Annotated in this window: 18 protein-coding genes; 6 read left to right on the top strand and 12 right to left on the bottom strand. The window is 47.9% G+C overall.

The window, feature by feature from the left end; genetic code table 11:
* Positions 1-525: 525 nt before the first annotated feature.
* A complete protein-coding gene (locus G8759_RS20660) occupies positions 526-1,314 on the bottom strand; it encodes a DUF2490 domain-containing protein (protein WP_167211757.1) in 789 nt (262 codons plus the stop codon).
* Between the two features lie 347 nt (positions 1,315-1,661).
* Between G8759_RS20660 and G8759_RS20655 the strand changes: the two genes are divergently transcribed.
* Together G8759_RS20655 and G8759_RS20650 are read left to right on the top strand one after the other, a co-directional pair.
* Positions 1,662-3,572, top strand: a complete 1,911-nt coding sequence (locus G8759_RS20655; RefSeq protein WP_167211754.1) for a S9 family peptidase — start codon at positions 1,662-1,664, stop codon at positions 3,570-3,572.
* 335 nt (positions 3,573-3,907) lie between these two features.
* Complete coding sequence (locus tag G8759_RS20650; RefSeq protein WP_167211751.1) at positions 3,908-5,443, top strand: sulfatase-like hydrolase/transferase; 1,536 nt, start codon at positions 3,908-3,910, stop codon at positions 5,441-5,443.
* A gap of 208 nt (positions 5,444-5,651) precedes the next feature.
* On the opposite strand, the gene G8759_RS20645 is transcribed toward G8759_RS20650, so the two are convergent.
* The 5 genes from G8759_RS20645 to G8759_RS20625 form a co-directional block, all read right to left on the bottom strand.
* Positions 5,652-6,476: an ATP-binding cassette domain-containing protein gene (locus tag G8759_RS20645; protein WP_167211748.1), complete on the bottom strand. Its 825-nt coding sequence runs from the start codon at positions 6,474-6,476 to the stop codon at positions 5,652-5,654.
* Positions 6,473-7,138, bottom strand: coding sequence for a molybdate ABC transporter permease subunit (gene modB, locus G8759_RS20640; protein ID WP_167211745.1), 666 nt, complete (start codon positions 7,136-7,138; stop codon positions 6,473-6,475). Before modB ends, G8759_RS20645 begins: the two co-directional genes overlap by 4 nt.
* 96 nt (positions 7,139-7,234) lie before the next feature.
* A complete protein-coding gene (gene modA / locus G8759_RS20635) occupies positions 7,235-7,972 on the bottom strand; it encodes a molybdate ABC transporter substrate-binding protein (RefSeq protein ID WP_167211742.1) in 738 nt (245 codons plus the stop codon).
* 6 nt (positions 7,973-7,978) lie between these two features.
* Positions 7,979-9,094 carry a cytochrome-c peroxidase gene (locus tag G8759_RS20630; RefSeq protein ID WP_167211739.1) on the bottom strand — a complete coding sequence of 372 codons (1,116 nt, stop codon included), beginning with the start codon at positions 9,092-9,094 and terminating at the stop codon, positions 7,979-7,981.
* A gap of 8 nt (positions 9,095-9,102) precedes the next feature.
* Positions 9,103-9,633: a molybdopterin-dependent oxidoreductase gene (locus tag G8759_RS20625; RefSeq protein ID WP_232073888.1), complete on the bottom strand. Its 531-nt coding sequence runs from the start codon at positions 9,631-9,633 to the stop codon at positions 9,103-9,105.
* A gap of 322 nt (positions 9,634-9,955) precedes the next feature.
* On the opposite strand from G8759_RS20625, the gene G8759_RS20620 reads away from it, so the two are divergent.
* Together G8759_RS20620 and G8759_RS20615 are read left to right on the top strand one after the other, a co-directional pair.
* Complete coding sequence (locus tag G8759_RS20620) at positions 9,956-10,435, top strand: ankyrin repeat domain-containing protein (RefSeq protein ID WP_167211736.1); 480 nt, start codon at positions 9,956-9,958, stop codon at positions 10,433-10,435.
* Between the two features lie 556 nt (positions 10,436-10,991).
* Entirely contained in the window at positions 10,992-11,978 is a 987-nt protein-coding gene (locus G8759_RS20615; protein WP_167211733.1) for an aldo/keto reductase, read from the top strand.
* Positions 11,979-12,033: 55 nt separating this feature from the next.
* Here G8759_RS20615 and G8759_RS20610 read toward each other — a convergent pair whose 3' ends face one another.
* A complete protein-coding gene (locus G8759_RS20610) occupies positions 12,034-12,882 on the bottom strand; it encodes an AraC family transcriptional regulator (RefSeq protein ID WP_167211730.1) in 849 nt (282 codons plus the stop codon).
* A gap of 89 nt (positions 12,883-12,971) precedes the next feature.
* Between G8759_RS20610 and G8759_RS20605 the strand changes: the two genes are divergently transcribed.
* The gene (locus G8759_RS20605; protein WP_167211727.1) at positions 12,972-13,907 is read left to right on the top strand and encodes an NADP-dependent oxidoreductase; all 936 of its coding nucleotides are present in this window, start codon (positions 12,972-12,974) and stop codon (positions 13,905-13,907) included.
* Positions 13,908-13,986: 79 nt separating this feature from the next.
* Here G8759_RS20605 and G8759_RS35975 read toward each other — a convergent pair whose 3' ends face one another.
* The 3 genes from G8759_RS35975 to G8759_RS20595 form a co-directional block, all read right to left on the bottom strand.
* Positions 13,987-14,331, bottom strand: coding sequence for a LytS family sensor histidine kinase (locus tag G8759_RS35975; RefSeq protein ID WP_232073887.1), 345 nt, complete (start codon positions 14,329-14,331; stop codon positions 13,987-13,989).
* Positions 14,286-15,356 carry a sensor histidine kinase gene (locus G8759_RS35970; RefSeq protein ID WP_232073886.1) on the bottom strand — a complete coding sequence of 357 codons (1,071 nt, stop codon included), beginning with the start codon at positions 15,354-15,356 and terminating at the stop codon, positions 14,286-14,288. Before G8759_RS35970 ends, G8759_RS35975 begins: the two co-directional genes overlap by 46 nt.
* A 125-nt stretch (positions 15,357-15,481) precedes the next feature.
* Complete coding sequence (locus tag G8759_RS20595; RefSeq protein WP_167211724.1) at positions 15,482-16,999, bottom strand: right-handed parallel beta-helix repeat-containing protein; 1,518 nt, start codon at positions 16,997-16,999, stop codon at positions 15,482-15,484.
* A gap of 257 nt (positions 17,000-17,256) precedes the next feature.
* Between G8759_RS20595 and G8759_RS20590 the strand changes: the two genes are divergently transcribed.
* Positions 17,257-18,285 (top strand): sensor histidine kinase, encoded by a 1,029-nt coding sequence (locus G8759_RS20590; protein WP_167211721.1) that lies wholly within the window; start codon positions 17,257-17,259, stop codon positions 18,283-18,285.
* A gap of 31 nt (positions 18,286-18,316) precedes the next feature.
* Here the strand turns inward: G8759_RS20590 and bla are convergent, their stop codons facing one another.
* Both bla and G8759_RS20580 read right to left on the bottom strand, forming a co-directional pair.
* Entirely contained in the window at positions 18,317-19,366 is a 1,050-nt protein-coding gene (bla, locus tag G8759_RS20585) for a class A beta-lactamase (RefSeq protein ID WP_167211719.1), read from the bottom strand.
* Positions 19,367-19,411: 45 nt separating this feature from the next.
* A complete protein-coding gene (locus G8759_RS20580) occupies positions 19,412-19,861 on the bottom strand; it encodes a RidA family protein (protein ID WP_167211716.1) in 450 nt (149 codons plus the stop codon).
* Between the last annotated feature and the right edge of the window lie 17 nt (positions 19,862-19,878).

Below are 19,878 nucleotides of genomic sequence, written 5' to 3'. Positions count from 1 at the left end.
GGTAGATGTAATTATATATTGCAGAAAGCCGGAATTTGTGAATCAGCTCGTTAGCAAATAATTGGAAATAAAACGTTCGCGGCTCAACGGGATAGATTCGGCAACAGGCTGATAAGTAGGCGATTGTTCTCTGCGTTAGTCGTGGGTTAGTAAGCCAGTAGCGATTGTTCTGCCACCAATCTGAACATGACTTCAATGCCGAAATGAAGTAAAAGTTTAATCCTCTGCTTTCCGTGGCCAGTACATCAGGCCGCCAACGAAGTGTGCCAGAAGCTGTTTGAACGCGCCTGAGAAAGTATATAGTGTAGGTATGCTGCAAGAGTCCGGAGAAATAAAAAAACATAGTTTCTGTAACTACAGAATGAGTTGTAGAATACAGCTGTCATCAGACTTAATTAGAATAATTCCGGGAAGACACCATTTTCCAACTTATCCGACAAAAATAAAAAGCATGAGGAAATAACCGACAATGCGACCGGTATATTCGTCGTATTTTTTACAGAACGGCAATAAGAAGTGCAGAAATCAGTCGGGTTGTGAGGGCAATTTCTCCTGATTGCCACTCCGGCGTGAGATTCGATAAGTTAACCCCAGCACTATGTTATTTTTCCCAGATGCGGCCTGGGGCGTAAATACACCCCGCTCAAAAGTGGCCGGGCTGTAGTTTGTCTGATTTACCCAGCCGATCTGGATAATCCAGTTCTTGTCTAGCTGATAACCCGCCCCGGCATAGAAGCGGTTGCGTTCGAAAGTTGGCCCGACAGGATTGAGGAAAACTTCGTCGTAAACCGACAAAAAAGCGGTTTTGTCGGTAATCGTCCGGTTATTGAGTGGTACGAACGTATTGAGCCGGTAACGGATACGGTTGCGGAACGGATGGGAGCCATCCCGATAGGTGAACCAGCGTTGCTCAATGCGATACCGATGCTCGAATTTCACCCGCGACAGGTATTGATTGATGATAAGCTGTTCCCAGAAACGCTTTTCGGAATTAAGTGGACCGTCGGCCAAGGCCTGATAATCGTAGGTTGCATAATGCCCGCCCGCGAGCGTTAGCGTAAAATTACGGTCGATGTCATAACTGACCCCGCCTTTCAGTTCATGGTAAAAGAATTGCTGCATTACCCCATTACTTCGGGCCTGAACTTCAGCAAATCCTCCCCATTTTTTCTCTCCACCCGGAAGTTGAAGCGTGCCAATCAGCCAGGAGCCCCAGGGTGTGGCAGGTGTTAGCGACGTTTGTGCAAAACTACGTTGTGAAATGAACGAAAGGAGACTGACTGTCAGGAAGAAAGCGAAACGAATGCGGTTCACAAAAATAAAGTTGTTACGATACGCAAAAGTAAATAAGGTTATCAAACCATGATTTGGTATGGATTAATCTTAACAATTTCATAATCTACGGGAAATACGTCAATGGGTAGCCAGGTAGCGGAGTGGTCAGAAATAATCTTGGAAACGCCTGCGAAATCGGCGAAATGACCTTTCACTCAATTGATTTGCAAAACTTTAGCACGTCATTATTCGACATGCTGTTTAATAAGTAGATTTACTGCCAGGGTGATTCTATCCAACGGAACCGCTTTCAGTTTTTGCGTTATTGGACACCATGTAAACGCACCAATCCTAAAAATTCCGTCTCCCATTAATTCGTCAAGATCATGAAAAGACAGTTTTTACCGCATCTGCTTCTGACAGCAAGTCTTTCCATAGCGGCATATGTCGTTCTGGCGGGCCCTGCGCCGAAGCGGGCTGCTCCCCGTAGCTATACCATTGAGCAGTTCATGAAAACGATCCGTTTTGGTGGCGCCGACATCTCGCCCGATGAGCAGACCGTGTTGTTTAGCAGTAACCAGGATGGCGTCTTCAACCTCTATGAAATTCCGTTCAATGGGGGGGGGCAGCCCAAACAACTGACCTTCTCAAAAACCGATGCCATCTTCGTGATTGGTTACCTGACCGATGGTCGAATCCTGTATAGCAGTGATCAGGGTGGCAATGAACTGAATCATATTTACCTACGCGAGCGAGATGGAGCTGTATCGGATCTAACCCCAGGCGAGAAAGCCAAATTTCAGTTTGGTGGCTTAAGTCATGACCGGAAGAGCTTTTTCTATCAGTCAAATCAACGCAATAAGGCCGCTTTTGATGTATTTGAGATGGATTTGACGACAATGAAGCCCAGGTTGATTTTCGAAAACCCCGGTAGCTTTTTTCCCGGTGATGTGTCACCAGATAAGCGTTACATTGCTTTGTCCAAGCCTTATACATCCACGAACGGTGATGTGTATTTGTACGACATACAAACGAAAGAAAACAAACTGCTGACCAAACATGAAGGAGAAGTAAATAACGGCCCGGAAGGATTCTCGCCCGACAGTAAAAAACTGCTCATCTCGACCGATGAAGGGAATGAGTTCGCCTACGTAAAAGCATATGATCTGTCAACAGGCCAGAGTACGGTTCTGGATAAAGCAAACTGGGATATTGCTGGTGATTACCTTTCCTATAAAGGCCGTTACCGGGTATTATCGGTCAATAATGACGCCCGTACTGAACTCAAAATTATTGATACCCGCACCAATCAACCCATTAAACTACCCCCGATGCCTGGTGGTGACGTTACGGGTGTAAATATTGCTGACAGTGAAGGCCGAATGATTTTCTTTGTCAATAGTTCAAACTCACCGTCGACATTGTTTTCCTATGATCTGAAAACAGGTAAGGCCGCTCCTTTAGTCCGAGGGTTGAACCCCGAAATCAATGGCGACGATCTGGTGTCGGGTGAGGTGGTTCATTTTAAATCGTTTGATGGGATGGAAGTGCCGGCTCTGCTCTACAAACCCAAAGATGTGAAACCGGGTACAAAGCTTCCGGCTATTTTACAGATTCATGGGGGACCCGGTGGACAGACGCGCCTGACCTATTCGCCCCTGACGCAGTATCTGGTTAATAGTGGTTATGTGGTCTTGGCTGTCAATAACCGGGGGAGTTCAGGGTATGGAAAAACATTTTTTGCGGCCGATGATCGTAAACATGGTGATGCTGACCTTAAAGACTGTGTAGAATCGAAGAAGTTTTTGACACAAACAGGCTACGTCGATCCGGTAAAAATTGGTATCATGGGCGGCTCGTATGGTGGCTACATGACACTGGCAGGCCTTGCCTTCACACCCGAAGAGTTTGCCGTAGGGGTTGATATTTTTGGGGTAGCCAACTGGCTTCGTACGCTCAATAGCATGCCCGAGTGGTGGGGGCCGCAACGGGAAGCGATGTTCAAAGAGATCGGAAATCCTAAAACCGATTCAGTAGCATTGTATAATAAATCTCCTCTTTTCCATACGGCGCGCATCAAAAAACCACTCATTGTTATTCAGGGGGCCAACGATCCACGCGTATTGAAGATTGAGTCGGATGAAATTGTGGCAAACGTGAAGAAAAACGGTGTTCCGGTTGAATACGTTACTTTCCCCGATGAAGGGCACGGCTTTGTCAAAAAAGAGAATGAAATCACGGCCTACAAAGCGGTAAAGGAATTTCTGGATAAATATCTGAAGGGGCCGGGACAGTAAGGTTTTCAGCAATACTATTTAGCTAAATCATTTAAAAAGCCGCGTCAGCAAAAACTGAACGCGGCTTTTTAGTGCTCGAACCAGTAGTCAATAATCGAATGATTTGTAAAAACTGTATAGGTCAGGAAGTTACTTCCACTATATAAATTCCTGAAGGTAGTATAAAGTGTTCAATTTTGTGATTTTGTAAATTTTAGGCACTTTTAATTTGAATAATATCTCAAGATGAAACATTCTTGTTAGTTAATGTAACGTGAGTGTTAGCATAGGCTTTTGGCTGGTCGCAACTTACCAGTCAAATTAAGGGATTCATTATACCTCAAGACCCTATTCCTATGCAACCCAGCAAACCAGTACCGCCAAAAAGCCCCCTGCCTGACCGGCCCAATCTGTTGTTTATCATTACTGACCAGGATCGGGGTTTAATGCACTTTCCACCTGGCTGGGAAGAGCAGAATCTGACCGCAATGCCCCGCCTGCGTAAACATGGCATCACCTTCACGAAGGCGTTTTGCAGCACCTGCATGTGTTCACCAAGCCGCGCGACCCTGTTCACGGGATTGTATCCTTCCGAACACAATGTGATTCTGACTCTGACCCAGGATATGACCTATTCGAATCAGGAGCCAACCCTCTCGACCAGTGCCCCGAATCTATCATATATGCTTACTGAGAGCGGCTATAAGGTTAGCTACATCGGGAAGTGGCATTTATCGAAGGGAGCCGATGGCAGATTTGACAGCATGACCAGCGAAGACCTGCTGGCCTATGGTTATTCGGGCTGGATTCCACCCGATGCCGGTGAAGATGTGGCACCCGAACATTTCGGGGGCGGACTGGCGAACCATGACCTGGACTACGTCAGTCAGGCTCTCGATTTTTTGTATCAGGTACAGCGGGGAAACAACGTTGAACCCTTTGCTCTGTTTCTCTCGCTCGTAAACCCCCACGATGTACTGGCTTTCCCAAAAGACTGGAAGAATGATTATTCACCTGAATACCTGAAAGGTGATATTGAGTTGCCGGCTACGGTAAACGAAGACCTGAGTCAGAAACCAACTGTCCAGCAAATGCTGGTTCCGTATCTGGCAGATGGACTTGGGCCTCTCCCAACCGACGAAATGAAGCGGCAGTACCTGAATTTTTATGGCAACCTCATTGCCCATGCCGACACGCAGATCAATACCGTGCTGGATGTGCTTTATCAGACCTTCGACACCGTAACCGGGCGATCGCTGGCCGACAATACACTGATCATTCGTACGGCCGATCATGGTGAAATGGGGCTGACACATAATGGAATGCGGCAGAAAATATTCAACGCCTACGAAGAAACCATGAGTATTCCGCTGGTCATTTCGAATCCCGTTCTCTTTCAAAAGGCGGAGGTAAGCAGTCAGCTATTCAGCCTTGTCGATATGATGCCAACCGTAAATGGGCTTCTTAAACTTGGCAACCCGCTTAATTATACGTTTCGGGGCAACGATCTCTCTCCGGTTATCCGAAATCCGAAGACGACGGAGGTAGTTCAGGAATCGATTCTGTTTACATTCGATGATTTTCGGGCTGGCAATGGCAACAGTATCAATCCATTGCCCGCAGCCAACCGCATCCGGTGCATCCGTGAGAAACGCTGGAAATATGCGTATTATTTTTACATAGCTCCACCAGAGCAGGTTCCACCCCAGAGTTATCCAAGAGAGTACGAAATGTATGATCTGGAAAGCGATCCACTGGAAACCAATAACCTGGCAAACGAGAATAACCCGCTGTATAATGATCCGGCCATTGCCGCCGAACGGGAAAGGCTCCACCGGAAACTCCTGGCTCTGGAGAAAGAGAAAATGGGAGAAGTGCTCACCGTCTCTTGATCAGGCAAAGAGAAGTCCGACTAGCGAGGATCTTCAAATTGTGAGATAAACTTGCTTCATTGGCCCGTTAGCTCATTAACGGGCCAATGCTGTTTTGAGGCAAAAAATCATTTTCTATGAGATCTGGTAACCAGGGCAGGTGGCATGACTGGTCCAGGTTGATAGATATTCTGTACCTCCGATGATCGAACGCAAGCATTTTAAGGCGTCAGGACAGCGATACGCGTATAACATCATTTACATGAAGTCGGGCCCAGGCAGGATTGGCAGACCGCAGCAGAACGGTAGCGGTTTCGATAACCCACTGCTGATGGGTTTCATCAAAATAAATTCGCAGGATTCGTTCAGGTTGAGCGTTAATCAGGTTTAACGTTTTCGTTCCTGCCCGATCGCTTTGAATCGAACCCTGCACGAGCCGAATGATCCGATCTGCCAGAACATCAACATCGGTTTCGTGATGGCTAACCAATAACGTTGTTGTGCCCCAGCTCTGATGAAGGTTTAACAATAACTGCCGAAGTTGCTGACTGGCCTCTGGGTCAAGAGCGGCAAAAGGCTCATCCAGCAATAATACCGTTGGTCGTCGAACCAGAGCACGAGCCAGGGCAACCCGTTGCTGCTGACCACCTGATAATGCCACTGGTTTTTGGTTAACAAAACGTTCCAGTCCCGTTTCCTGAATTAACGAGTCAACTAGTTTGCGTTGATCGGGAGGAGCCGCAAACTGAATATTTTCGCGTACGGTCATGTTCGGAAACAGGGCTGTGTCCTGAAAAACATAACCAATCGACCGCTTTTGTGGAGGTTGATTGATCCCATGAGCTGTATCGAGCCACACGGTTCCCCCCTGTACTTCAATACGACCAAGTCGAGGTTTTTCCAGTCCGGCCAGAACCCGAAGCAAGGTTGTTTTACCTGAACCCGAAGGACCAACTAAAGCCGTCAGGCTACCCGTGGCCAGCTCAAGCTGGACCTGAAGTTCAGTAACTCCTTCGGCAAACAGGCGCGGCATGGTAATATCCAGTTGAATCATACCGTTACCCGTTTGTTGACAGCATACACCAGTAATAAAATCAGAAAAGACAAGCCTAATAACAGAGCGGCATAGGCGTGTGCCGACTCGAAATGCAGAAGTTCGACTTCATCGTAAATCGCAATGGAAGCTACGCGCGTTTGCCCCGGCAGATTTCCCCCAATCATCAGAACAAGCCCAAATTCGCCGATTGTGTGCGCAAATGATAAAACAATACCAGTCAATAGAGCCGGTTTGCAATTGGGAAGTAATACACGCCAGAGGGTTCTGACTGGCGACTGACCTAACGTGTAGGCTGCTTCTCGCCAGGATGTCGGCAGATTTTCCAGCCCTGCCTGAATAGGATGGACCATAAAAGGCAGACTATACAGTAATGATGCTAAAACCAGCCCTTCAAACGAAAAGACCAGCTGAAGATTAACCACACGCAGGAGCCATGCTCCCAGCCAGCCCGTTGGACTAAAAGCCAGCAGTAGGTAAAAACCGACGACCGAAGGAGGAAGGACTAAGGGTAAACTAATAAGCGTTTCGACTACAGGTTTGAGCCGAAACCGGCTCAAGGCAAGCCATCCTGCCAGAGGTACACCAATAAGCAGTAAAATGAATGTTGTCATACTGGCCAGGCGTAAGGTAAGCCAGATGGGTTCCCAATCGATGGGCATACGAATACAGTTTTGGTTTACAGGATTGGGCCCTCTGAAATCTGACATACCCTATGCCATCGTGGCTCATCGGGAAGTACAAACCGTAAACTGATTTTAAGGCAGGCGATAGCCAAAACGCTGCAAAATACGCCGGGCGGTCGGGCTACGCAAAAATTCGACAAATTGCTGAGCTGCTTTTGCCTGCGTTGTTCGTTTAAGCACTACAACGCCCTGGGCAATGGGCGAATAACCTTTGGCTGGTAATTCGATCCAGTGTCCCCGCTGCTTCAGGGTAGAATCCAGGACAACCGATTTGGCGGTAAACCCGATTTCTGCCGAGCCAGTCAATACATACTGGTTGACCTGGGCAATGCTTTCGCCGTATACAATCTTTGCCTTTACCTGAACGAACAAGTTGGCGTATTTTAGTAATCCTTCAGCGGCTTCACCATACGGTGCTTTGGCCGGATTGGCCAGCGCAATGTGCCGAACTGCCGGATTGGTCAGTACTTTGAGGTCGGTGGCAAGCGGTAGGTTGCCCATTGTCCAGAGTACGAGCGTTCCGTAAGCATACACAACGGGAGCATCCTCTGTCAACCCTTCCTTATGCAGCGTTTCGGGATACGACATATCGGCGGATAAAAACACGTCGTACGGAGCACCCTGCTGAATCTGGGTCGTCAGTTTACCCGACGAACTGACAATTGCCTCTACCGAAATACCCGTTTTTTTCTGAAAAGCAGTTCGAAGTTGCTCCATCACAAACTGCGCATTGGCGGCTACAGCCACCCGGAGCGGTTGTGCGAATAGACAGGCAGGCCAAAGGAACAGAATAAGCAGGAGTTTTTTCATGAGCAATCAATTGGTGGAATGATGAGGTTTAACTGCAGTGCGCTTTAGGTTGTTAGGGTCTGAAAACTGCGGGTTAGTAACGAATGATGAGTCTGTCAGGAGGGGTAGAAATGCCAGTAGATCTGACTTCTCTTTCGTGGTGAAATGAAACCCTGTTGGCTTATCAGAATCTGCCATCAGTTCGCGGCTCAGGCTTGGACTGGATTGGATATGATCGCTGTAGTGATCGATAACAGCCTCTAGAGTGGCCAGGCGACCATCGTGCATGTAGGGTGCCGTAAGAGCGATATTCCGCAGTGTTGGTACCCGAAACCGCCCATGATCCAGCCCAAGCCCGGTTATGGTCTGTCGGCCCGCATCCGGTGCTACCTGATCCAGACCATTGTTGTGAAACAATTCCTGAACCAGTTTGAGACCGCCGTGACAGTGGGCACAGTTGCCACCCCGGATGCCCCGTTCGGGAGCCGGAGCCGAAGAAAATAAGTGAAGGCCATTCTGTTCCGCTTCAGTAAGCGTATAATGCCCTTGCTGATATTGATCATAGCGCGAATTGGCCGAGATCAACGTACGCTCGAATTGTGCTATGGCTTTGCTGATCCGGGCATCGGTTATCGTGTCTGAACCAAACACACGTCGAAAAAGGGCAGGGTAGAAGCCAGTCTGTTGTAACGCTTTAGCCGCTTCTTCGGGAGCCATTCCCATTTCGTCGGTGTGGGTGAGGGGAACTCTTACCTGATCCTCCAGACTGGCCGCCCGCCCATCCCAGAAAAACTGACGAACCCACAACAAGTTGGCTAATGACATTGAATTGCGGCTTGTTGGCTTGCCGCTAACACCTATACTGAGTGCTCTTCCGTCGGTAAATGCGCGATTCTGCTGATGGCAACTGCCGCAGGAAATGGTGTTTGTTTTCGAAAGGCGAGGTTCATAAAACAGGAGTCTTCCGAGGTAAACGCCTTCCTGCGTTAATGGATTGTTGGCCGGAATAGTGAACCGCCCACCAAATGAAGCCGGATACTGTAAGGCATAGGGACCGGTTGGCATAGGCTCGTCGGGCTGTTTCCAGGCCGATACCAATGCGATCATGAGCGCAATTGCCAGGCAGAATTTTACAATGCGCATATAGTCAATTATTTAGCAAAGCGAATCTCAATGGATTTGACTTCCCGAATCCAGCGAGCTGGTTTTTTTTCGCCGGGAACGACCACCCGGTAAGGGCCTACACCCTGTGGCAAGGGACTCCCATCGACGCTGTCGGCTAACAGAATGGTACGTGTGGCATACTCAGGATCAATTTCGGGAAGGGCAAACAGAACCTCATAGCCGTCGATGGCTTTTACAACTGCATATTTGACCAGATTTTCTCCGCGTAGTTCCCCACCCAGAGTGGCTCCTGCCAGTTTGAGCAGATTAACCAGAGGAATTCCTGAGTACTGATGCTCTTTCCCGTCTCTGTCTTTACCCGTCACGCTGGTATGAGGCATGGCTTTGATGTCGGCTGCCTGCAAGGTGAGCGGTTTGGTCACTTCACCCGAAATTGTGAGTACAGTCTGTGCTTTGGTGCTGGTAACCAGTAAAAAAACGAACAAACAGAGGACTGCCGAAGCGTAGCGGATACGATTGGGCAGAACGGTATTCTGATTCAGGAAAAAGCTATGCATGATGCAGTGACTGAAAAATGCCAGTTGACGTTATGGTTGAACAAATATAACGACCTCGGCCGATATTTGCCGTGTGGGTTACTCAGTACATCTGGTTATGGAGTCTTAGAGGCTGACCTGTAACTGGTAGAACTTGATTCGAGTGGCTACCTGGATTGGCTGATGTGGTCTTGTTGTAGAAAAAGAAAGGATGCTTTTTCAAGTTGTAAACATGTAGTAATTTGTGCCGCAGGCCATTTCCGGAGGGAATGTCTCAGGTCTTGATAACGCTTACCAACCTTCCTTATTAACTGATTTATTTACCTAAAATAGAGGATTTGATATGACAGCTTTAATGAATGCCATCAATAAAAACAACCGTTCGCTTGTTGAGCAACTTATTCAAAATGGTGCTGATGTTGATGAACTGGATGCCAATCAGGATGCTCCGTTGGTCATTGCCGCTTATAAGGGATACAACGAAATCGTCAAATTACTATTGGAAGCTGGCGCTGATGTACGTGCCGTTGATCCGGGAATGAAGGCCACCGCTTTGCATGCCGCTGCTTATGCTGGCCGAACCGAAGCGGCTAAACTTCTGATCGAATACAATATTGATATCAATAAACAAGGGCCTTACAACGGTTATACCGCCTTACACGATGCGATTTGGCAGGATAATGTTGACATTGTCAAATTACTGTTAGCGGCTAATGCGGATTTGAGCCTGCTTTCGAACGATGGGAAATCTCCGCTGGATTTTGCCAAATCCAGAAATCGCAAGGAAATTGTAGCCTTGATTCAAAGCAAATTAGGGAAATAGTTGCAGTATGAGTTAATGGCATTAACTCAATTTATCCTCGATTCCAAACTCGGACTTTGTACCTATTTCAGGATACGTCCTTTATAAATAGATCCGGTAAAACTTCTGCCAGGTATGCTGTAATGGAGGATTCCTATATCATCTGGGTTCTCGATGTACTGAGCTGTCTTATGCTGATTTTCATTTCTGTCAGGGAACAGTAAACGGATAAACTTAGCCCAATAGTCGTGTAAGCGGTGAAAAGCCTGTTTCATTGTATTGACCATTTCTGGAGTTGGGAACGAATTTTTATGAAAATAAAAGTCAAATAGTTGATAGTCAAATAATAATATGAGAAGCTGACTTAAGCTTGTGCAATGTCGACCAAATCGTATTCACTTATGGGGAACGAAATTTCTTTGTTGCTAAAATCCGTTCCTGATAAACGTAAGTACTGGTAAAGCACCAGAATCAACTCATTAAATTGGAAGCATAGGAGTTAACAATAGTATTCGAATTTTAGAGCTGCCAATTGATGTTCACCAGGATATCAACCGAGAATATCGAACCTCTTTATATGAAATACAGAACCTTAGGCAACACGGATAGCCAATTGTCAGCTATTGGACTCGGATGTATGGGCATGAGCCATGCCTATGGGCAACCCGATGATGTCGAGTCCATTGCTACCCTGCACAAAGCCCTCGAACTGGGCATTAACTTTTGGGATACTGCTGATATTTACGGAAGCGGCAAAAATGAAGAGCTGATTTCACAGGTACTGAAGCCCAACCGGGACAAGATTTTTATCGCCACCAAATTTGGGTTTGTGTCTGAAGGAAACGGAAAGTTTTCCACCTTCAATGGCTCACCGGCCTATCTGAAACAAGCCGTTGAAGCCAGTTTGAAACGATTACAGACCGATGTTATTGACTTGTATTATGCCCACCGTGTCGATCCGAATGTTCCGATCGAAGAAATGGTCGGTGCAATGGCTGATCTGGTCAAAGAAGGCAAAGTCAAATACCTTGGCCTTTCTGAAGCTTCCCCGAACTCCATCCGGCGCGCACATGCCGTTCACCCCATTTCTGCCTTACAGAGCGAATACTCACTGTTGACGCGGGATGTAGAAACGGAAATTTTGCCCCTCTGTCGAGAACTTGGGATCTCATTTGTACCGTTTAGTCCGCTGGCCAGAGGGTTGGTGACCAACACGCTGGATGTGACAGAATTAATGGATGGTGACTTCAGAAAAACGTTGCCTCGTTACCAGGTCGACCATGCCGATAACAATACCCGCCTGGCACGGGAATTTGCTGAGATTGCCCAAAACGTGGGTTGTACACCCGCCCAATTGGCACTGGCCTGGGTACTGCATCAGGGCGATAACGTAATTCCAATTCCAGGTACAAAAAAACGGAAGTATTTAGTGGAAAATGCGGGGAGTGTCGATGTGCAATTGTCCGGTCAGACGTTGCAGGAGATTGAAGACCTGCTCCGAAAATATCCGGATACGGGCGATCGCTATAACGCAGGTAATTTGAAATTCGTCGATAAAAACTGAGCTATAAAGGGCACCCATCACAGGTGCCCTTTATAGTTTTATTACCAGAGAGCGTTTAAGCTGGATTGTGCCGTTGTGTCTTTCGGAAAGCGGTAGGACTGACACCTTTGTATTTTTTGAACGTACGGTTCAGGTGGCTTTCGTCCGTAAAACCTAGCTCGTTCGCAATTTCGTTAATTCGCATATCGCTGTGCATCAGCCGGTTTTCAATTAGCTTCAGCCGATAATGGGTAATGTATTCCTGCATCGTCTCATTGGTGTGCTTTTTAAAATAGCGTCCCAGATACGACTCCGAGATACCGAAATGGCGTCCCAGACTTTCCGCACTTATTTTTTCCGGAGTGTAAATGTGATGCTGGATATACTGTAAAATAGCCAGCGCCTTTTCTTCCGATTGCTCATTGATCGGATCAGGCAGATACATCGCAAGGTTGCGGGCCACCACAACAATCAGTGTATTGACGAGTTGATGAATCAGCTCTTTGTTGTAGAGACTGCGGTTTACATACTCGCGGATAATCGCTTCGATAACTGGTTTAACCAGCGCCTTATCCGTTTGATTTTTCAGAATACAGGTGGCCTCGTGATTGGCATTTTGTAGAATGAATTCCAGCCGTTGAACGCTGTCGGACTGAAGAGTGCTGTTTTTGATATATATATCGCTGAACCGCAGAAAGAAAAACTGGGTAGTTGTTTCTATCGTAAACGAATGGGAGTCATCCGGTGTGATCAGAAACAGGTTTCCCGCGTGGTAAGCGAATGTATTCTTGTTGATGCATTGCTGGCCTGTTCCTGAGAGGATGTAAACCAGTTCAAAAAACGTATGCTCGTGCTCTTTCTTAGGACACTCGTTCAGTTCTTTGATGACAATTTCGAATGGTTCGTGCAGGTTTTCCTTCATCATGGTATAAATATACAGAAATAGCGAAACTATGTGCAGAAAAATACCTCCATCTGCTGTATAATTTTGCGCTGGTCAACTGAAATTTATTTATGAAAGCAATCATCCTTACCAATTTTGGCGGAGTTGAAAACCTCGTTTTAACAGACGTAGCCAAGCCAGCAAGTACAGATAACGACGTATTGGTCCAAGTAAAAGCGATCAGCGTTAATCCCGTCGATGTAAAGACCCGGTCGGGTAAAGGAATGTCGGGTCTCCTTCAACATGAAAGCCCCATGATCCTGGGCTGGGATATTTCTGGCTTCGTTACTGAGTCGAAATCACCTTTGTTAAATCCTGGCGATGAGGTATTTGGTATGGTAAACTTTCCCGGAATTGGTAAAGCCTATGCTGAATATGTTGTAGCACCAGCGAGTCATCTGGCTCTAAAACCGGCTTCTATTTCACATAAGGAAGCTGCTGCTGCCAGCCTGGCTGCACTAACTGCCTGGCAGGCGATTGTTTCGCACGCGCAAGTGCAGGCCGGCCAACGGGTTTTGATTCACGCAGCCGCCGGAGGAGTCGGTCATTTTGCCGTGCAAATTGCCAAACAACTCGGGGCTTATGTGATCGGTACATCGTCGGCAGCCAATAAAGAGTTTGTGCTCTCGCTGGGGGCCGATGAACATATCGATTATAAAGCGCAACCCTTGGCCGAAGCAACCCACGATATTGATTTTGTTCTGGATACAATTGGAGATGAGAACATCGATAGTTCGCTGGAAGTGATGAAAAAAGGGGGTACTATCATTAGCATTCCCTCTGGAAAAAACGAAGCGGTAAAGGCAAAAGCAGAGGCCAAAGGAATGATCGGTTTCCCGATACGGGTGCATTCGAATGGTGAAGATATGCAGAAACTGGCTGACTTACTGGCTGTTGGTCGCGTAAGAGCGCATGTTTCCCAAACCTTTGCTTTTGACGAAATGGGGGAAGCACATCTACAAATCGAAACGGGTAAAACGCAGGGAAAGGTAGTCGTTCTGGTGTAGCAATGGGAACGACTACAGGTCGAGATCTATCATGAAGTTGCATCCAGAAACATTGCTATCCCGCACGGGGTAATTTCATTTAGGGCGTTAAATTTCGGGAAGCCTCTGGAAGTGCATTATCGGCTGTAATCAGGGGGAGGGTTACCGTAAATTGACCGTCATCTTCGCGGATCGTCGGTATGGTCTGGTTCAGCATCTGGTATTTCGACCAGATATTAGCCAGACCAATACCATTGGAAACCACACGTGCCGTTTTGCGTTGTACGTTGTTACGGACCTGAAGCTGGTCATCCTGATCGGTAACGATGGCAATAATCAATGGTTGTTCGGGCAGTGCGACGTTATGCTTGACCGCGTTCTCGACTAACAGTTGGAGTGTCAGGGGGGGACCTGCCGCTTCAGGAGGTAGGGCTTTACATTGCATACCACACGCAGGGCATTACCGTGTCGGGTTTGCAGCAAATGACAGTAGGACCGAATAAATGCCAGTTCATCGGCCAATGGTATAAGCACCTGATCATTGGCACGTAACAAGTAGCGATAAACAGAACTCAGTTCGTCCAGGAAAACAACAGCTCTCTGGGAGTCGTCTTCTATCAGCGCGCTCAGCGAATTCAGGCTATTGAACAGAAAATGGGGGTTTACCTGGGCCTGTAGTGCCCGAATGTGTACTTCCGTTTTTTCCTGTTCCAGGCGTTGCATAGCCAGCTCTGCCTCCAACTGATCGCGGTGGTGCTTTTCGCGCTCGTTCGTTAATTCCTGCTCCATCCTGACATTCCGGACGGCCGCCTGTCGTTGCCGATAACTTAGACCCAGCGAACAACAGACTAGTTCGGCAATAATGCCCATCTGCATATACGACATCGATACATTCCAGAAGGGTCCCGACCAATCTTCATTGGGCCAGGTGAGCGACATAAACATAGCCGTCAGCCCGCCAATCAACAGAAATCCTGTGCCAACAGCGTAGGCGGTAGATACTGCGTCGCGTAAGGTCAGCATTTGCCTGATTCCGTAAACGCCCAGAACAGCCATAGCCAGCCGCATGGCAATGAAGCTGGCTTCGTAAACGGAAGGATACCAGACTGGCCATCCGTAGCAAAGCACAAACTGACTCGCCACGTAGATCACAATGCCAAGCTTGACAAACTGCAACTGTCGATAGAAACCGGGCAATCGCCGGTGTAGATCCAATATGGCATCGGCAAAACCGAAATAGACGTAGTAGGCTCCCATCGGTGCAGCGGCCCGGACGAAATAATTGGTTTCTGCGGAAAACCAGTCTCGGAATTCGTACACCCGTAAACCAAAATAGAAGAGCCAGGCCAGCATGTAGAGCGTATACAGGCCATACAGATGGTTCCGGTAAATGATCCACTGGACCACGTTCAACAACATGATCGACAGGACCATTCCCGTAAAGACGGCTCCCCAAATCTGAAAGGTCATGAGTCGAATAATGGCTTAGGAGGTGAGAGGGTAGGAGTACTGGAAAATAAAACGAACATGAATAGGGAATGCCCCCGGTGATACGATCTTACCAGGGGCATTATTGACGGATATGTCGGTGTTAATTACTTTTCAATCAGCACATTCGTCTGACTGTTTGCTTCATAGGTATTGGCCGAAGTTAGATCCGTATTGGCCGATGCCCCATAGGCGACATAAACACCGTAGCCACCGCTGCCACTGATTCGGGTGTTTTTGATTGCCATGACGGCTTTCGTTCCATAGATCGCGATGTTGGCCTTTTTACCGGATACAATTGCGGTGCTACCTCCATTGCTGACCTCGGCGTTTTCGAGCTGATTTTTCGCGTCCTGAGAGTAGCAGATAAGGCCTTTCCAGTAAGCTGCCGTGCGGTCGGCACCGGTGAACGTAATTTTCTGGCTGGCTGTGCCTTTGGCTGACAGATAACCTTCGGTATTGATGCGGATAACGGCGTCGCGGTTCATCTCGAGCGTAACCCCTGGATTTAGTTTCCAACCGGAATTAACCGTAAAGTCACCGCTGATTCGGTACGGGGTTTTGTCGTTGAAACCTGCCCAGACCACTTCGGTGCTGCCTTTGATGCCCGACGGTGTTACTTCTACTACATTGCGACCATTACCACCCGTAAATGTTGACGCTGCGTCCAGTTTCGCCACATTGGCTGCATCGAGGAGGATGCCCGATTCTGTATTACTGGTGAACGTGTTCTGCGTAAATTCACGGAGAAGACCGCCATCATAGACGTAGATGCCATACCCATCGTTTTGCGAGAACAGACAGTTATTCAGCGCAATCTGTGCTTTGCTGCCGCCCGACAGAAACAGGGCCGATTTCGTGGTGCTGTAGATGGTCCGGCTTCCGGCGTGCATAACGTCGACATACTCCATTACGTTGGCATTGCTGCCCGAATAAAGTGTGATGCCGACCCAGAATCCTTTCGTTTTCTGTACGCCCACAAACTTGATTCGGTTATCGGCGGTGCCCTTGGCAATCAGCAAACCGCTACCGTCAATGACGTTCATTCGTACATCGCGTTCAAAGGCGATCACAACACCGGGATTAATGGTCAGTTCATGCTGTACATCAATGTTTTTCGTGACAATGTAGTCAGGAAGATCTGGGTTCAGTACGCGATCGACGAGGTTCGTTTTAACGGTGATGTTGGCACTAATAGCCAGTGGTTCAGCGACTGATGCCGCGATGAGTACTTTGTCGGTACTTTTGCCGTTCGTACCCGTAATGGTCAGTTCTACTTCGTATTCACCTACTTCGTCGGGTTTGAAGGTCGGTTTGAATGAACTAGCGCCAGTGAGAGTCACCGTACTTTTGGCGGGCTTGCGCAACAAAGTCCACTGATACGAGAGCGGTTTTCCCTGACTGTCGTTGGAAGCCGAGCCATCGAGTGTGACCGTTTGACCAACCTGTACGGATTGATCGGGTCCGGCGTTGGCGGTTAGGGTGCCACCAGGGTTCACATCCGTTTCTTTTTTGCAGCCTGTCATGAAGAGCAGGCTGGCGATCAGTACTGTCAGAAGACCTTTAACTGGGTTAATAAACGTAAACGTAAAGAGGTTTGAGGGGGTAAACATGCTTGGTTTCATGAAAAGAGGGCCGCTTGTGCGGAGGTTTGTTGTTTAACGGGTTCAAAGGTATTGGCCTGAGTTTCGACCCGAAACAACGGTATGCATGAAACGGTAAAAGCCGTGGTTGAAGTGGCTTTAGTTGGTGACGATGTGGTAGGTCTTCTGACTGTTTGAAAAGTGAGAGGAGATAATTACTTAGGTACTTTCCGGGCAAATAGCCTTGATTGCTTGGGAGAATTTTGTAGCTTTGATTACCTGGTTCTCTGCCTTAAATCATGAAGTTTTTAGCCTATTCCCGATACGATTGGCTTTTACAGATTATTGTTCTTCCTCTGTATATCAGCATTTTAAACTGGTTGCTGATTGGGCATGCTTACTGGCAAAGCTGGCCGACGTTTGCCCTGGCTACCGGTATCGTTCTGGCCGATTCGTTTCTGAATTGGTACGTCAATAATAGCATTGCGCTAAAAATAAACCAGTTGCATCCAGACCCTCAGGAATATGTAGTTCGGGCTTTCAGACGATTTATGGCCTGTTCCATCAGTTCGATGCTACACACGACAGTACTCTTTTTCCTGTACTGGCTAATGGCAATGCCTGGTTTTGAACCCACTCTTACCCGACTGGGACTAGCCTTGCTCTTCACAACTATCATTGTAGCCATTGTGGTCATTACCTACGAAAGTATGGACACGTTCGGAAACTGGCAGCAGTCACGGAAGGAGGTCGATACGCTCAGTAAAGCCCAGCTACAGGCTCAATTAGATACGTTGCGTCAGCAGGTGAATCCGCATTTTCTGTTCAATAGCCTGAATTCACTCATTTCGCTCATTGGAGAAGATCCCGGAAAAGCGGAGGCCTTTGCCGAAGAACTGAGTACTGTCTATCGGTATCTGCTGCGATCCAACGAAAATCCGCTGACACCCCTGGCTGATGAACTGGCATTTATTCAGTCGTACTACCATTTGCTGAAAACCCGTCATGGGGATGCGCTGACGCTGGTAACTCAGATTCAGCCCGGTTCTGAAGCCATGCACCTTCCTCCGCTGACGCTACAACTGTTAGTCGAAAATGCGGTAAAACACAACATTATCCTGCCCGAACAACCCCTCACGATCCGGCTCACCACCAACGAACAATCGCAGTTAATTGTGAGCAACAACCTGCAACGTAAACCCAGTCGGGTGCTCTCAAACGGTGTGGGACTGACAAACATCCTGACTAAATACCAGATACTAGGCAAACCAAGCCCAACGATCGAAGAGGACGCGATCGAGTTTCGGGTAAAAGTACCTTTAGTCTAAAATCAAGAACAAAGATATTTAGGCTTACAGCCTACAGTTGATTCGTAAAGAGGAAGTAATCGTAAATTGTCCGGGTGACTTCGGCAATAGCTCGTTCGCGTAAGGCCCCGTCTTTCTTCGATGATTTGACAAATACCGAAATCGCCACATGACCAGCCTTGTCGGGTAGCGTAATGATGCCTACATCGCTGGCTGTCAGTCCGATGGTACCTGTTTTGTGCAACACTTCGGTGTCGGGCGGCAACGCACCTTTCAGCCGGGCAAGACCCGTTTCACACCGCTTCATAATGTCGAGGATGAGTGCTTTGCTGTCGGGTTTTAATACGGATTGCATATATAATTTCGACAGTAACAGCGTCATGGCCTCTGGAGTTGACGTATCCCGGATATCATTCTCAAAGGCAATGTAACTCGCTTCCCGTTTTTCGGGTGTAGACAATCGGGCAAGCGAATCGTAGCGGGCTGGCGACCAGGCCTGACTCATATCCATCGGAATGCCCACGCAATCGGCAATGAGCCAGGCCGTTGGTCGATTAACCTGAAGACCGTCGATACCAAGCCGTTTCATGCATCCATTCACCGCATCAGGGCCTCCCGCCAGCCGCAGGCAAACGTCCGTTGCGCTATTGTCGCTAATGAGCAGCATAAGCTCCAGCAAGCTCCTGACCGAAAGTGCTACCGGCGGACTCGACGAATTGGGCCAGTTGAACCGTCCCGTCAGCATACCGCTGCCGGGGTGCAGATCGTTTTTAGTGATCGGAATCAACTGGTCGAGGGTAATGCTACCACTGTCAACACGGGTCAATAGCTGAGTGGCAATGGCCACTTTATACGAACTGGCCATCGGGAAATGGTCTTTCCCGTTTTGACTGATGGTTTTCCCGCTTTCGAGATGCACCGCACAGATGCCTACTTTCCCGCCCGAAATATCGGACAAACGGATTAATTCCTGCTCAAGTCGAACCGGAAGGGCTGTCTGCAATTGGGGAACGGTTTGTTTGGCTGCTTTCGGCTTTTGGGCTATGGTTAGTTGCCCACCGAGTAATAAAAAAAGGGAGAGTAGTTTGGTGAAGGTGTTCATGGTGATGATCAATGAGCTTGTCGGGTGTCGCTCTACTGGCTAGGTTTATTTTTTCGGTACAGCGGCCGTCATGGTCAGTTCAACGCTGGCTCCAAAGACCAGTTTGGCAACGCCCACAGTTGTTCGGGCCGGGTAGCTGCCTGCTTTAAAGAACTTCTGATAGACCGCATTCATCTTCGGAAAATCGTCCATGTTGCTCAGATAAACCGTTACGGTCACGACATCGTCCAGCGTAACGCCACCCGCATCCAGAATCGTTTTGATGTTTTTGATGGTTTGCTCCGTTTCGGCTTCAACCCCTCCCGGAACCAGTTTGCCTGTCTGTGGATCAGTGCCAACCTGGCCGGCTACAAAAAGTAAACCATTGCTGATGACGCCCAGGCTAAATGGATAGGGGCCAGGTGGAACGCCTTTGGGTTGAATAATCTGTTTGGTTTGGGCAAAAAGTGCAATTGTTGAGCCTACAATGAGCAGAGAGGTAAAAATGAATTTCATGAATATGGCTGGTTAAT

This window comes from Spirosoma aureum (assembly GCF_011604685.1).
GTDB classification, from domain to species: domain Bacteria; phylum Bacteroidota; class Bacteroidia; order Cytophagales; family Spirosomataceae; genus Spirosoma; species Spirosoma aureum.
Note: the sequence above shows the minus strand (reverse complement) of the source record. Positions and strands in the feature narration are given on the sequence as shown.

Coding starts and splice junctions, on each gene's coding strand:
- G8759_RS20655 (WP_167211754.1), top strand. CDS start 1,662: ATGAAAAGACAGTTTTTACCGCATCTGCTTCTGACAGCAAGTCTTTCC.
- bla (WP_167211719.1), bottom strand. CDS start 19,366: ATGAACACCTTCACCAAACTACTCTCCCTTTTTTTATTACTCGGTGGG.
- G8759_RS20580 (WP_167211716.1), bottom strand. CDS start 19,861: ATGAAATTCATTTTTACCTCTCTGCTCATTGTAGGCTCAACAATTGCA.
- G8759_RS35970 (WP_232073886.1), bottom strand. CDS start 15,356: ATGACCTTTCAGATTTGGGGAGCCGTCTTTACGGGAATGGTCCTGTCG.
- G8759_RS20650 (WP_167211751.1), top strand. CDS start 3,908: ATGCAACCCAGCAAACCAGTACCGCCAAAAAGCCCCCTGCCTGACCGG.
- G8759_RS20645 (WP_167211748.1), bottom strand. CDS start 6,476: ATGATTCAACTGGATATTACCATGCCGCGCCTGTTTGCCGAAGGAGTT.
- modA (WP_167211742.1), bottom strand. CDS start 7,972: ATGAAAAAACTCCTGCTTATTCTGTTCCTTTGGCCTGCCTGTCTATTC.
- G8759_RS20625 (WP_232073888.1), bottom strand. CDS start 9,633: ATGCATAGCTTTTTCCTGAATCAGAATACCGTTCTGCCCAATCGTATC.
- G8759_RS20615 (WP_167211733.1), top strand. CDS start 10,992: ATGAAATACAGAACCTTAGGCAACACGGATAGCCAATTGTCAGCTATT.
- G8759_RS35975 (WP_232073887.1), bottom strand. CDS start 14,331: ATGCAATGTAAAGCCCTACCTCCTGAAGCGGCAGGTCCCCCCCTGACA.
- G8759_RS20605 (WP_167211727.1), top strand. CDS start 12,972: ATGAAAGCAATCATCCTTACCAATTTTGGCGGAGTTGAAAACCTCGTT.
- modB (WP_167211745.1), bottom strand. CDS start 7,138: ATGCCCATCGATTGGGAACCCATCTGGCTTACCTTACGCCTGGCCAGT.
- G8759_RS20595 (WP_167211724.1), bottom strand. CDS start 16,999: ATGAAACCAAGCATGTTTACCCCCTCAAACCTCTTTACGTTTACGTTT.
- G8759_RS20620 (WP_167211736.1), top strand. CDS start 9,956: ATGACAGCTTTAATGAATGCCATCAATAAAAACAACCGTTCGCTTGTT.
- G8759_RS20630 (WP_167211739.1), bottom strand. CDS start 9,094: ATGCGCATTGTAAAATTCTGCCTGGCAATTGCGCTCATGATCGCATTG.
- G8759_RS20590 (WP_167211721.1), top strand. CDS start 17,257: ATGAAGTTTTTAGCCTATTCCCGATACGATTGGCTTTTACAGATTATT.
- G8759_RS20610 (WP_167211730.1), bottom strand. CDS start 12,882: ATGATGAAGGAAAACCTGCACGAACCATTCGAAATTGTCATCAAAGAA.